13 protein-coding genes and 1 pseudogene are annotated in these 13,027 nt (G+C 39.1%); 6 read left to right on the top strand and 8 right to left on the bottom strand.

Annotated features, from left to right (window positions below):
* Nucleotides 1–59: 59 nt before the first annotated feature.
* A complete protein-coding gene (locus FJR37_RS01870; RefSeq protein WP_027401627.1) occupies nt 60–1,208 on the top strand; it encodes a glycosyltransferase family 4 protein in 1,149 nt (382 codons plus the stop codon).
* Nucleotides 1,209–1,270: 62 nt separating this feature from the next.
* Here the strand turns inward: FJR37_RS01870 and FJR37_RS01865 are convergent, their stop codons facing one another.
* Nucleotides 1,271–1,504 carry a hypothetical protein gene (locus FJR37_RS01865; RefSeq protein ID WP_168465141.1) on the bottom strand — a complete coding sequence of 78 codons (234 nt, stop codon included), beginning with the start codon at nt 1,502–1,504 and terminating at the stop codon, nt 1,271–1,273.
* A 174-nt stretch (nt 1,505–1,678) separates the two neighbouring features.
* Nucleotides 1,679–1,909, bottom strand: a complete 231-nt coding sequence (locus FJR37_RS01860) for an RNA chaperone Hfq (protein ID WP_027401629.1) — start codon at nt 1,907–1,909, stop codon at nt 1,679–1,681.
* Between the two features lie 118 nt (nt 1,910–2,027).
* On the opposite strand from FJR37_RS01860, the gene dapF reads away from it, so the two are divergent.
* The 3 genes from dapF to FJR37_RS01845 all read left to right on the top strand — a co-directional run bounded on the left by dapF (nt 2,028) and on the right by FJR37_RS01845 (nt 4,348).
* The gene (gene dapF, locus FJR37_RS01855) at nt 2,028–2,867 is read left to right on the top strand and encodes a diaminopimelate epimerase (RefSeq protein WP_039201275.1); all 840 of its coding nucleotides are present in this window, start codon (nt 2,028–2,030) and stop codon (nt 2,865–2,867) included.
* A 592-nt stretch (nt 2,868–3,459) separates the two neighbouring features.
* Nucleotides 3,460–4,059 carry a Uma2 family endonuclease gene (locus FJR37_RS01850; RefSeq protein ID WP_174763373.1) on the top strand — a complete coding sequence of 200 codons (600 nt, stop codon included), beginning with the start codon at nt 3,460–3,462 and terminating at the stop codon, nt 4,057–4,059.
* Nucleotides 4,060–4,207: 148 nt separating this feature from the next.
* Nucleotides 4,208–4,348 (top strand): hypothetical protein, encoded by a 141-nt coding sequence (locus FJR37_RS01845; RefSeq protein WP_160289959.1) that lies wholly within the window; start codon nt 4,208–4,210, stop codon nt 4,346–4,348.
* Between the two features lie 248 nt (nt 4,349–4,596).
* Here FJR37_RS01845 and FJR37_RS01840 read toward each other — a convergent pair whose 3' ends face one another.
* The gene (locus tag FJR37_RS01840) at nt 4,597–6,129 is read right to left on the bottom strand and encodes a GMC oxidoreductase (protein WP_168465140.1); all 1,533 of its coding nucleotides are present in this window, start codon (nt 6,127–6,129) and stop codon (nt 4,597–4,599) included.
* A 478-nt stretch (nt 6,130–6,607) separates the two neighbouring features.
* On the opposite strand from FJR37_RS01840, the gene FJR37_RS01835 reads away from it, so the two are divergent.
* The gene (locus tag FJR37_RS01835) at nt 6,608–7,951 is read left to right on the top strand and encodes a histidine phosphatase family protein (protein WP_168465139.1); all 1,344 of its coding nucleotides are present in this window, start codon (nt 6,608–6,610) and stop codon (nt 7,949–7,951) included.
* Between the two features lie 238 nt (nt 7,952–8,189).
* Nucleotides 8,190–9,062 (top strand): DUF5895 domain-containing protein, encoded by an 873-nt coding sequence (locus FJR37_RS01830; protein ID WP_039201278.1) that lies wholly within the window; start codon nt 8,190–8,192, stop codon nt 9,060–9,062.
* Between the two features lie 89 nt (nt 9,063–9,151).
* Here FJR37_RS01830 and FJR37_RS01825 read toward each other — a convergent pair whose 3' ends face one another.
* From FJR37_RS01825 to glyQ, 5 genes and pseudogenes are all read right to left on the bottom strand, one after another.
* Nucleotides 9,152–10,378: a murein transglycosylase A gene (locus tag FJR37_RS01825; RefSeq protein WP_039201279.1), complete on the bottom strand. Its 1,227-nt coding sequence runs from the start codon at nt 10,376–10,378 to the stop codon at nt 9,152–9,154.
* A 2-nt stretch (nt 10,379–10,380) separates the two neighbouring features.
* A complete protein-coding gene (locus FJR37_RS01820; RefSeq protein ID WP_027401636.1) occupies nt 10,381–10,629 on the bottom strand; it encodes a hypothetical protein in 249 nt (82 codons plus the stop codon).
* A gap of 172 nt (nt 10,630–10,801) precedes the next feature.
* A pseudogene (locus FJR37_RS26715) lies at nt 10,802–10,990 on the bottom strand (hypothetical protein); the annotation flags it as partial.
* 104 nt (nt 10,991–11,094) lie between these two features.
* A complete protein-coding gene (locus tag FJR37_RS01815) occupies nt 11,095–11,583 on the bottom strand; it encodes a DUF4079 domain-containing protein (RefSeq protein WP_027401637.1) in 489 nt (162 codons plus the stop codon).
* 437 nt (nt 11,584–12,020) lie between these two features.
* Nucleotides 12,021–12,902, bottom strand: coding sequence for a glycine--tRNA ligase subunit alpha (glyQ, locus tag FJR37_RS01810; protein ID WP_053539358.1), 882 nt, complete (start codon nt 12,900–12,902; stop codon nt 12,021–12,023).
* Nucleotides 12,903–13,027: the final 125 nt, after the last annotated feature.

Raw genomic sequence — 13,027 nt, 5'->3', positions numbered from 1 at the left:
ACAACTTCATAATAAAAACAGTATATTTTACCCTCGTTTTTTTTATAGATAACCGAAGAATGCGTATAGCTTGGATTGGAAAAAAAACACCCTTTTGCGGTAACGTCACCTACAGTCGAGAAATTACCAACGGATTACTAGACAGGGGACACGAGGTTAGTTTTCTGCACTTTGCTCAAGAAGAAGCGACAACTGACAATTGGCCTAATTTTCAAGAAGTTCCTTTACCATTTATCTACAAATCTCAGGTTTACACAATTCCCTCTTTCAAAGCAACTAAGGTTTTGAAAGATTCACTACGGGAAATTAAACCAGATATAGTCCACGCTTCTCTGACTCTATCAACTTTAGATTTTGTTTTACCAGAAATTTGCGAAGAGTTAAATTTGCCCCTCATTGCTACTTTCCACACTCCATTTGCAGGGAAGGGAGCAAAATTAATATCTAGTACCCAGCTTTTAGCCTATCAACTTTATGCTCCCTTTTTAGATCATTATGATCGGGTAATTATCTTTTCCCAAATTCAACGGGAATTACTCTCAGGTATGGGGGTTGGGGACAGCAAAATTGCTGTGATTCCTAATGGTGTAGATCCTGTTAAGTATTCTCCCGGTGTTTCTCATGTTAAAGCCGAATTCGGGGCTGAACGTTTGTTTGTTTATCAAGGGAGAATCGCCCAAGAGAAAAACGTTGAATCTCTCTTGCGGGCTTGGAAGCAATCAGATATGGGTGTTAATACCAAATTATTGATTGTGGGTGATGGTCCATTAAAGCCTTCTCTGGAGTCATTTTATGGTCGAGAACATGGCATCATCTGGTTAGGATTTATCGCCGATGAAAATCGCCGGATCGAAATTTTACGAGGGGCGGATGTATTTATTTTACCTTCTTTGGTAGAGGGATTATCCTTGTCTTTATTAGAGGCTATGTCCTGTGGTGTAGCTTGTTTAGCTACTGACGTGGGTGCAGACGGGGAAGTTTTAGAAAAGGGGGCTGGTGTAGCGATTAATACAAGCAGTGTGCGATCGCAGTTAAAGACCCTATTACCACTATGCCAAGATCATCCAGAGTTAACCACATTGTTGGGAGAAAAAGCCAGGAAGCGAGTATTAGAACGCTATACCTTAAATGATAATATCACCCAATTAGAAGAGCTTTATAGCCAAGTTCTCGCCCAGCGTCCTTTAACACTAAGCTGGGGTATTTAAACCTCCGTAGGGGCGGGGTTCCCCCGCCCTTTATCAGTCTTCCTTGTAAGGCGTTAAAATTATCACGTGATCATTGGTAAATTTATGTCGAATCCTACACTATCTAGGTATGGTTTCCAGTCAAAAGCATTAATATCTAAACTGGTAAGAAAATTATTGATGATTGGGTTTAAAGGAATGTAATTGGGTACAGGGTTTGTCCCGATAGCTGTAGTCGTACCACCTACTATAACTTTTTGTTGGTCAATAGATATGTCTGCGAATACAGGTATATCTGTGATGCGTATTTTAGACATTGTAAAAATATCCTTAACGTTGATTAGTCCCGCTAAATTCCACCGTTAATTTAAATATTAGACAAAGCAATAATATCCAGTCAATCCGATAAGCAACTAGAAGCAACACAGTTTTATCTAGATTTAAGTAGGTTGGCGTTAAAAATTGTTGGCATTCTGTGGGTTTAGTCCTGTTTAGGCTACTGTATCACTGAATGGTTTCATGTAGGCGATCGCCTGTTTCCAAACCATAATTTGCTCATTATTACCATCAAAAATACAGATACAATTGTGATCCTGCCAAAATATGCGACCTGTGATCAAATCACCAGTCATTAATCTAAATTCGACCGTTAATTTTTCTTTAATGCACTTCTGGACTTGACGAGTGCTAGGTAGGGAAGTATCAAATTGATTGGTTGCCATATATTATACTGGTAATTGGTAATTGGTAATTGGTAATTGACGACTGACAACCGACAACTGACAACTGACAAATTTTTTAATAGTATGAATGAATCTTTAATAATTCATTTAGGGCAAAATGGCAATCGAATTTACTAAGTATCACGGACTCGGTAATGATTTTATTCTTATTGATAACCGTTCCTCATTGACACCAGTATTAACACCAGAGAAAGCTGTACAGTGGTGCGATCGCCATTTTGGGATCGGAGCAGATGGTGTTATTTTCGCACTTCCTGGACAAAAAGGCACTGACTACACCATGCGAATTTTTAACTCCGATGGTTCAGAACCGGAAATGTGTGGGAACGGGATTCGCTGTTTAGCGGTATTTTTGACAGACCTAGAAGGCATTTCCCGGACAAAAGATAAATATCATATTCATACCTTAGCAGGTGTGATTGCCCCCCAACTCACTGATGATGGTCAAGTTAAAGTGGATATGGGTGAACCCCGGTTATTAGCAGAAGAAATTCCTACCACTTTATCACCTAGTGAGTTTCAAGTCATTAATCAACCCTTGGAAGTAGCCGGGAAAACTTGGGATGTTACCTGTGTCAGCATGGGAAATCCCCACTGTATCACCTTTGTGGAAGATGTTGCGGCGATTAATTTAGAAAGCATTGGTTCCCAATTTGAAAATCATCCCGTATTTCCTAAAAAAACCAACACCGAATTTATTGAAATAGTCAATCGTAACTATTTGAAAATGCGCGTTTGGGAAAGAGGTGCTGGAATTACCCTCGCTTGTGGAACAGGTGCTTGTGCGTCCTTGGTAGCGGGTGTATTGAACGATAAATGCGATCGCACCGCTACCATAGAATTACCCGGCGGACCCCTAGAAATCGAATGGTCAGAACTTGACAACCGGATTTACATGACAGGACCAGCCGAACGAGTATTTACAGGCAAATATTAAATAAATTCAGCCTGTTTTGAGTTCTAAGTTATGCAAGCGATTGTCTACAGAACTATTGTAGGCGATCTGCTTGCAGCAGTGCTAGTTCCCTCCGGGACGCTCCGCGTAGCAAGATCCCGTAGGGTACGCCATCGCACTGTGCTAATTGATTTGTTTTTGGTATAATTATGAGAGTTTGGACTAATTATCACAGTATTTCCAGCTAAATCTTAAAACCTTCTCATCTTATAATGAGAGTTATTTTAGTCAACAGATGATAAGATTACTCATTGACCAATTTAACACAGTATGTCACGAATCAGCAGAAAATTGATATTAATGCAGAAATTTCTAAATATATCAATAGTTTAATTGTTAAGGAGTATATCAACGAGTACAATAGAATTAGTGCATAAATAGTGAAATCGGCGGTTAGAAACCGCATCTACACAAACAAAACCTGCCTTCGCAGGTTAAAGACCTTAATTTAATCTTAATCCGCGCAGGCGGACTTTGTTTGTATAGCCGCGTTGGCGGAGCGTGGCGAAGCCATATTCTATTCGCCAGGGCTGTATAATTATTGATATTAGTTTCATCTGTGGAGTTAAATCTAATGACACAAGCTGCAATCACAAATTTAGAATTAATTCAACCTTTAGCTAATCATCAGGCTTTGACAGATGAGCAATTTATGTTATTGCAGGAAAATGATAATCTTTATGAATATGTGGACGGAGAGCTAATTATAGTGGCAAATTCAGGTGTAGAACATGGCTACTTAGCTCTAACTCTTGGATATTTTTTAACAGGTTTTGTGCGTGATCATAAACTCGGTATAACTTGTGATTCTAGCACTGCTTTTAAAATGAAAACTGGTAACAAAAGATCACCCGATCTGGCTTTTATTTCTAAGGAAAGGTTACAAGGTTTAAAACGATTACCCAAAGGTTTTTTTGATGGCGCTCCTGATTTAGCTGTAGAAATTATTTCTCCTAATAATACTTTTGAAGAAATTCATAATAAATTAGTAGAGTATTTTGAAAACGGAACTCGTTTAGCATGGGTAATTTTGCCAGATGAAGAATGTGTATTAGTTTATCGCAAACCTAAGCCATCACAGCTTTTGCAATTGGAAGATAGTCTTAATGGAGAAGATGTTATTCCTAATTTTAGTCTGCCTTTGATAGAGTTATTTCAAGAATTATCTTTTTAGATTAAGTAGGTGAACACAATAAAACCAATCTGTGTAAAGAAAAGTAAAATCGCCCAAACCCTCTTCACTCTTGCATGAGTGCCTCTTGCCTTGCCATAACGACAGATCACCACAACACTTTTTTTATCATACACTTTTAAAAGTTGACTTGTCTAATTATGGATACGCTAGACATTTCAAATTCTTAAAACAATCAAAAATATTATTAACTCAAATTGCTAGTTATCTAGTTAAGGCTGATACTTCGACTATGGCTACGCTACGCAAGCGATCGCCAATAGGTAATTAAGTAGGTTGGCGTTGAAAATTGTCGTTATGGCAAGGCAAAAGGCAAGAGGCAAGAGTGAAGAGGGTTTAGGCGATTTTACATTTCTTTACACAGTTTGGTTTTATTGTGTTCACCTACTTAGTGATAAAATCCCTATTTTCATCCTGTACATCCTTTAATCCTGGACATCCTGATTCTGAGAAAAAATGCTTACCGCGACCTGTAGGGGTTTCCCCGCCCTTAATTATATTCCATCCCCACCACAAATACTATATCCTTGTCAATAAATGTTCTCCCACCCGCAAAGCATTAGCAATAATAGTTAATGAAGGATTTACCGCAGCACTAGAAGGAAAAAAGCTGCCATCAACAACATAAAGATTATCAACATCATGAGTCCGACAATTGATATCCAAAACCGAAGTATTGGGATCTTCCCCAAACCGACAAGTACCACATTGATGAGTCACTTCTCTTAAACTCATTTTTTGAGGAATATGTAAAGTTCCCGGTGATTGAAATACAGAAATTGATTGTAAAACCTGAATCCATTGCTGAATTAATTTATTAAAAGCCCTTTGATTATTATGAGTATATTCCAGAAAAACCTGCCCATTTTTACTCAAAACCCTATTATTAAAATCTGGTAAATCCTCTGTGATTACTAACCAAGATAGAGAATGATTAGCTATAGCCTCAGCTATAAAATTAGGCATCAAAGGCGGACCATAAGCCATGATTTTATCCTTATTCGCCCCACCCAGTAATTGCACACTCCCCATAGGATAAGCAAAATCTTGATTTCCCCAATAAAAATCAGTAAAAGCCAAAGTTTTCGGAAAAATTGTATTATTCAACTTGGTATTTAAAGTCATGACCACAGCAAAATTATGTGTCATGTAATTGCGTCCCACAAGATTAGAACTATTAGCTAATCCATTGGGGTGTTGCTCATTAGCAGATTTCAGTAACAGCAATGCCGAATTAACTGCACCACAAGCTAATACCACAATATCCCCAGAAAATATCTGCCGTTGATTTCCTATTTCTACTTCCACTCCAGTCACTTCTCGACCCGATGGGCTAGTATGTAAACATACTACCTTTGCTTCAGTTATTAATGTGATATTTGCATAAGTCATTGCTGGACGAACACAATTGATATCCGCATCAGCTTTACCATCAATTAAACAGGGAAAACCATCACAAGTATGACAACGAATACAAGCACTTAAACTCCGATTTACCTCATTGAGTTTGATAGCAAGTGGTTGATAAAAAGGATGAAAACCTTGATATTTTAAAGAATCATGGACTTCTTGAATATAAGGTTCATGACTCAATGGTGAAAAAGGATATTCTTGATTAATCTGCGGTTCAGTAGGGTCAAGACCTCGTTTACCATGTACATCATAAAGTTTTTCGGCTTCGTCATAGTAGGGAGCAAAATCTTGATATTTTAATGGCCATTCTGGAGAAATCCCATCTTTATGAATAACCTTTTCAAAATCTCGTTCACGCAATCTAAACAAAGTCCCACCATAAAATTTAGTATTACCACCCACATAATAATGTGTGAGAGGTTTGATAGCTTTCCCGTGTTTGTCATACCATAGTTCACTAGTCCGATAGCGTTCTTTCCGAGAAACTTCTTGAGTATCCCAATTAGCTTTTTCTTTAGGTAAAAAATTACCTTGTTCTAAAACTAAAATTTTCTTGCCACTGGATGCTAATTTGTAGGCTAAAGTTCCACCTCCAGCACCAGTACCAACGATGATAAAGTCGTAATGATTGACAGTCATTGTTTACAAAAAGAGGGAACAGGGAATAGGGAATAGGGAATAGGGAACAGGGAATAGGGAATAGGGAACAGGGAACAGGGAATAGGGAATAGGGAACAGGGAATAGATAAGAAACTAAAGTTTCAGAGTTTAAATCTCAGTCAAAAAAGGATGTTTTTTGAGATGCGTAGCACAAAAAAATAGTGTCATTATTTCAATCTCATGTTTCTAAACATGAGTTTTTTCTGTTCCCTATTGATTCCTGTTCCTTCTGAATATTTTTTGCTCTAGAACCGGAGGCAAATACAGCTATTCTAGTTCCACCTATTCAACTAGTTAAAATAGATGAATTATGTTGTTTAAAATTACAGCTTAGTTATTAATTTAGGCTGTATTAATTATTAAGTCTGTATTTTAAAGATCATCAGCAGGGAGGGCGATCGCCCAGTCGGAACATTTTGTAGTAAAATTAGGGCTTTGCATAGAGGAAACAAAAAAAATGACCCGTGTGATCATCGTGCGTCATGGTCAAAGTACCTACAATATAGAAAAACGTATTCAAGGGCGTACTGATGCCTCATCTTTAACCGCCAAAGGTCAAAATGATGCCAGTCAAGCTGGTATTGCCCTCAGTAGTATTTCCTTTCAAGCTATTTATAGTAGTCCCCTCCAGCGAGCTAAATCCACAGCGGAAATTATCCGCAGTCAATTGGCTACACAATCTGCTGTCATTCAAATTGATGAACAGTTGGTAGAAGTTGATTTACCCTTATGGGTAGGAATGACTACAAGTGAAGTCCAAGAAAAGTTTACTGAAGATTACCGCACCTGGAAAAAACATCCCCACGAGTTTCGCATGGTTTTAGATGAACCTTCAGGAACTAAAGAACATTTCCCAGTTCTGGTTTTATACGCCCAAGCCAAGCAATTTTGGCAAGATATTCTCCCCCAACACCAAGGGGAAACTATCCTGATTGTGGGTCATAATGGCATCAATCGTGCCTTAATTAGCACCGCGTTGGGAATTTCCCCCAGTCGTTACCATTGTTTACAACAGTCTAACTGCGGTATTAGTATTTTGAATTTTGCCGGTGGTTTAGGCGAACCTGTGCAGTTAGAATCTATGAATCAAACCCAACATCTGGGTGAAACTTTCCCTTCTCTACGTCCTGGTCACAAAGGTGTAAGATTATTATTAGTCCGTCATGGGGAAACGGAATGGAATCGTCAAGGTAAATTTCAAGGACAAATTGATATTCCCCTCAATGATCATGGTAGAAACCAAGCCGCAAAAGCCGCAGAATTTCTCAAAGACGTAAATATTGATTTTGCAGTTAGCAGCACTATGTCCCGTCCCAAGGAAACAGCGGAAATTATCTTAAAATATCATGCCAGTTTAAACTTAGAACTATTTGCTGGTTTGAGAGAAATTAGTCACGGACTTTGGGAAGGCAAATTTGAATCAGAAATTGAGCAAGAATTTCCTGGAGAATTAGAAAGTTGGCGCACAATCCCCGCCAATGTGCAAATGCCACAAGGAGAAAATTTAACACAGGTAAAAGAACGCAGTGTTGCTGATTGGAATACTATAGTCGAAAATGCCCAAACCCAGCAATTACAACTAGGATTAGTCGTCGCCCATGATGCCACTAATAAAACCTTGTTGTGTCATATTCTCGGTTTATCTAACGAGAATTTCTGGAACTTCCGTCAAGGTAATGGTGCTGTGAGTGTCATTGATTATCCTGATGGGATTCAAGGTTATCCAGTCCTGCAAGCGATGAATATTACTGGGCATTTAAGTAATGGTATTCTTGATAAAACTGCGGCTGGTGCATTGTAGTTGAGATAAGTTGTTAGGGTAATTGATGAATTGCCCTAATATCAAATAGAGTAGGAGATTAAGAATAATTGAACGCAGATAAACGCAGATAAACGCAGATAAGAAGGGATGAATTAATGGATTTAAACGGAAATTGTTACAATCTAATTCACAAAGTGCCTGATACCGGAGATAGATGGTACAAAATATGGTACAAACGATAGACTTATTAAATTAAACACACTGATATTCTAAAATCATGAAAGCATCTGCTAAATTCGACTTTGAAGACGAAAAGTTCAACGCCCCACCGTCCCAAGTGATTCCCTGGGGTTTAATGATCAATCCTCGGTATGGTACAGATGGTTTACAAAGCTATGGTTTAGCGATTAGCCGCGATAATGCTCAATCCGTTGGATTTCAGCTAGATAATAATTGGCAACAGGTGGAACATGAATTTAGTTCTGGAGAAGTAGAAACAATATTTATTACTACTACTCCTAGATTAGTAATAGTGCGTCGTGGTCCGTTGTCGGTACAAGATCGGGAAACCAAGATTAGATTAGGTACATACAAAGATTACAAAGAAGAGTTTTTAGCTGATAAACTTAAATTTAAAATTTATACTCGCCATTTGATTTTTTTAGTCGGTGAAGATAAAAAGTTTTTGCATCAATCACCTCTGCAATTAACTCTGAGTGGTTCACCCGGCGCTAGTTTTGGGAAAAATTACGCTGAATATCAACAAGGGCGAATTACTGGCGGTTTTGCTGGGGAATTGGAAAAAGCTTATGCTGGTTTTCAAAAGAAACCACTAACTCCTAAAGGTCCTTTATTCCATGCTCATGGGATTTTTTGCCCTATAATTGAACCTGAAGAAAGAGGAATAGAACCGAATATTGCTTTGGTGGCTTCAACTGTAGATTATAAACATCCCACGATTTCCACTTTAACAGATTATATGATTGCTTCAGACTCTCCTGAGTCGGAAATTATTTGTAAGGCTTTTGAAGAATACAAAGAATTTGGTAAGGAAGTAATTAAACCAGAGGCTTCTAAGGTAGAAACGTCTGGTGTTACCAATTCTTATGTATATGCGGATGACGATGAATTTAGTTATCCACCTTATTAGGGACTGGGGACTGGAGGAGAAACTTCTTTCTTCTGTCTTCTCTTACTCCTGACAAAGGGCGCAAGCCCTGCGCCCCTACTTACTGACTCCTATTCTTTTAATAGTAAATAGAATAGTGAACCGTTGCCGCCAGAAATACCAGCGCGATCGCCTGCTAATTGACCAGAACCCATGAAATAATCAACTCTTCCTGGTCCTTTAATTGCACTACCTGTGTCTTGATCTAAGACAAAACGGTTAACTAGACGAGATTCCAGTTTGCCACCATTAGTAGGATAAGGAAATGAATTGATAATTAGGGCTAATGCACCCGGTGGCATGAGAGACTTATCTGTAGCAATGGAACGTTCCGCGGTGACAGGGACAACAATACTACCTGTAGCAGGCGTACCGTTGGTTTCTGCAAAGAAAACAAACCTTTCCCAACGTGGTAAATAATTACTTAACTCCTTGGGATTTTGGCGAAAATAAGTAATTAACTTAGGCATGGTTAAACCACTCAGTGGCAGTTTCCCATCTTTTGCTAGTTCTTTACCGATAGAAGTCCAAGCATAATCAGTTCCTCCAGCATAACCAACAGATGTTCTTTGCCCATTAGTTAATTTAATTTGGGCAGAACCTTGGATCTGAACCATGTATGGATCTAGACGATTACTAAACCAGACAATTTCTAACCCTCGTAACTTGCTTTTATCCCCCAGCAACCCATCCTTACCTTCCAAATCAATCCGTTTAGGATGGGGTTTTGGCCATTTCTGGAAATCTGGCGGCAGACTATAAAGAGGATACTTATATACAGCAGTTCTAACTCGGCTGGCAACATACACAGGCTCGTAATAAGCTGTAAACTTAACAGTTCCCTTGCCATCGTTGCCTACAGACTGGTAAAAGACAAACTCTCGCCGCACAGCAGCTTGTAGTTCAGCCGCCGACTGAGAACTCACAACCAATTGCCGAAAGCGTACCAAACTCCGCTGCACCCGATTGAGGGTAATTTCCTTAATTGGGTAATTTTGATAGGCTGTAACAGCTTTATTAGTTGCCAAATAGCGCAAACTGTTATCTATGGAGGTCAGCAATGCTTGTTTATCACCCTGTTTACCCCAAAGTTGTTCATCTAAACCTAAGCAATTCTGGGGGGTACAAACAGTTTCTAAATTAATAGGTTCGAGGGCTGGTACTACTACAGGTGGTATTTCCGGGGTCACTGGTATCGTGACTGGCTGCGAATTAGGAGCTTGAGCTACAACTGAGGAAAGTGGATTTATAAAGGCAATTCCCAGACTTAAGGCAAGCAAAGTAAGGTTTTTTCTCATGTTTATCTTTCAATACTAGAATTAAAAACAGGTTCTACCCGAATTCCTGCAATCTTGGACGGACGCACCACTAGATATTCGCCTTGAATATTCTTAATCGGTACGTTAATAAACTCATTTGAATCCTGCTTTGGAGTTAATACGCCGCTATACCATTTTTGAAATTCTGGAAAGGTAGAAAAACGCACTTCTTCCCGATGTCCATTGTCTAACAGCAAAAAGACAGCATATTCGTTAGGAGTTCTAGGCATAAATTTACACTACTAAAAATGCATCTTCTCCATTGTTAACCACGTCGCACCATAATGAAAAGAATTATCTAGTGGCCTGTCAATTTTGTTTTTGTGTTTAATCGGTTCTCAAATCAAAGATTCCCAAAATTGGATACAGACAATTTTAAGCTTGACAGACCACTAGTCTCTTATAAGGTAAATCAACGGCTTTACCACCCAAAACCATTGCACTGACAAGGGGACATTCAGGAACACCTAATAAACGAGCTTGCGATCGCCCAATTTTCTTACGAACTTGTCACCATCCCCAAGGAATTGCCGTAAACAGCAAACCCAAAATATAACTAAGACAGATAATTATTCCACTCGTCTGCATCATAAATCAAAATAAATGCCAAAGCACCAAGCCCAGAGAATACAGCATATATTTAACCTGCTTTGCACAGATATAATTCATCTTTGGTAGCTTTGGCAATCACAAAATTACAAAGAAATTCCCAAATTCAAACCTAAAACAGCATGAACAAACATAATCAAAAGTGTTGTAGTCCCTAAATAAGCATGAACCGCACGCAACCCAGCCTTATCTCCAAAAAATCCACTCAGAGAAATTACACCATTAATCAATAACAAGATCAACACCAGCGAACCAGTCCAAAAATGAGGACTTTCAAACAGTGGTTTTTGCTGCATCACCAACGACAAAACCCCGCCAGTATAGCCACCCGCCAAAAATACAAACAACCAAGGAGCTAATTGACGATGAGCATTACGGCTTTGAATAGCTGCATCCTTATCCTTCCCCTCCAACAACTTACCACGCCAACCCGTCACCCCCACAAAAGTCCCCACCACAAAAATCACAATCCCCATCATCGCTGGATGTCCCCAATGTACAACCGCTTCAGGAACACCTAGAGAGCGAAACCAGGCTGCAATCGGTTCTAGGAGTTGACTCAATTTTTCTGCCATTTTCTTTACATTTCTTAAACTTAACTAATTTTAACTTAGTTAGGACTTAGATGATTTAATCGGTTATCAATAACATTTGAATATTTTTTATCTATGATCAAGATAAAAATGTCAATATAGACATATAGGAATCCGGTTTGATTCCTGATAGCGGAGCGCGGCGTTAGCCATATTTTTCTACTTAGGAAGGCAAGAGGCAAAACGATTCCAGAATATTAAGGTGTACCGAGTTTTGTTCAAAAATCAAATAGGAGTCCTATGTATATCAAAGGTATTGAAAAAAATCTGAATAAAAATCCGATTGCTTAAGGGAACACCAAAAAATAAATTACCCAATTTTGTGGGATGGGCATCCTGCCCGTCCTTGATGATTAGCGGGCAAGATGCCCGCACCACAAGAGATTTTTGGGTATTTTTTTAATTGGAAGTCCCTAAGATTAATCTTCTAAAGTATTCATCAAAAGTGGAAAACCTAACTTTTCCCTTTGCTCAACATATAAATGAGCCACCTTCCTCGCCAAATGCCGAATCCTAGTAATGTAACGAGTCCGTTCCGTCACAGAAATTACCCCTCTAGCATCAAGCAAATTAAAAGCATGAGAACACTTAATCACATAATCCAAACTAGGTAAAACCAATCCTCGTTCCGTTAATTGTGTAGCCTCTTGCTCATATAAACCAAACAGCGTCAGCAACATCTCAGGATTCGACGCTTCAAAATTATAAGTACACTGTTCAATCTCACCCTGAAGATGAACATCACCATAAGTAATGTTATCAGTCCACTGAATCTTAGTAATTGCCTCCACTTGCTGAAGGTACATCACCAATCGCTCCAAACCATAAGTGATCTCAATAGACACAGGACGGCAATCAATACCACCACATTGCTGGAAATATGTAAATTGAGTAATTTCCATCCCATCTAACCACACTTCCCAGCCAGTACCCCAAGCGCCCACCGTCGCATCTTCCCAATTATCCTCCACAAACCGAATATCGTGGTCTTCAGGACAAATCCCTAACGCCCGTAAAGAATCCAGATAAATTTCCTGAATATCATCCGGTGACGGCTTAATCAAGACTTGATATTGATAATAATGCTGAAACCGATTCGGATTTTCGCCATAACGTCCATCAGTCGGACGACGACAAGGTTCAACATAAGCCACAGACCAAGGTTCAGGTCCCAAAGCCCTCAAAAAAGTATGGGGATTCTTAGTACCCGCGCCCTTCTCCATATCATAGGGCTGGGCAATCAAGCACCCATGCTGTTCCCAAAACTGATGCAATATCGCTATTACTGACTGAAAATTCACTATCTACTCTTCCTTGAGTCAACAATGCCTAACCCATTGTGGACTAAACCCAGCATTATGAGCAGTTTTCAGGCAAATAAAAAACAAACCGAAAAATAGTTTGCCAAAGTAGTTGACAAACCAAA

The sequence above is a fragment of the Aphanizomenon sp. UHCC 0183 genome, from assembly GCF_009712065.1.
GTDB classification, from domain to species: Bacteria; Cyanobacteriota; Cyanobacteriia; order Cyanobacteriales; family Nostocaceae; genus Dolichospermum; species Dolichospermum heterosporum.
The sequence above is the reverse complement of the archived record's forward strand: the minus strand, read 5'-3'. Positions and strand labels throughout refer to the sequence as shown.

Excerpts from the sequence above, each read along its gene's own strand:
- FJR37_RS01870 (WP_027401627.1), top strand. The coding sequence starts at position 60 with ATGCGTATAGCTTGGATTGGAAAAAAAACACCCTTTTGCGGTAACGTC.
- FJR37_RS01865 (WP_168465141.1), bottom strand. The coding sequence starts at position 1,504 with ATGTCTAAAATACGCATCACAGATATACCTGTATTCGCAGACATATCT.
- FJR37_RS01860 (WP_027401629.1), bottom strand. The coding sequence starts at position 1,909 with ATGGCAACCAATCAATTTGATACTTCCCTACCTAGCACTCGTCAAGTC.
- dapF (WP_039201275.1), top strand. The coding sequence starts at position 2,028 with ATGGCAATCGAATTTACTAAGTATCACGGACTCGGTAATGATTTTATT.
- FJR37_RS01850 (WP_174763373.1), top strand. The coding sequence starts at position 3,460 with ATGACACAAGCTGCAATCACAAATTTAGAATTAATTCAACCTTTAGCT.
- FJR37_RS01840 (WP_168465140.1), bottom strand. The coding sequence starts at position 6,129 with ATGACTGTCAATCATTACGACTTTATCATCGTTGGTACTGGTGCTGGA.
- FJR37_RS01835 (WP_168465139.1), top strand. The coding sequence starts at position 6,608 with ATGACCCGTGTGATCATCGTGCGTCATGGTCAAAGTACCTACAATATA.
- FJR37_RS01830 (WP_039201278.1), top strand. The coding sequence starts at position 8,190 with ATGAAAGCATCTGCTAAATTCGACTTTGAAGACGAAAAGTTCAACGCC.
- FJR37_RS01825 (WP_039201279.1), bottom strand. The coding sequence starts at position 10,378 with ATGAGAAAAAACCTTACTTTGCTTGCCTTAAGTCTGGGAATTGCCTTT.
- FJR37_RS01820 (WP_027401636.1), bottom strand. The coding sequence starts at position 10,629 with ATGCCTAGAACTCCTAACGAATATGCTGTCTTTTTGCTGTTAGACAAT.
- FJR37_RS01815 (WP_027401637.1), bottom strand. The coding sequence starts at position 11,583 with ATGGCAGAAAAATTGAGTCAACTCCTAGAACCGATTGCAGCCTGGTTT.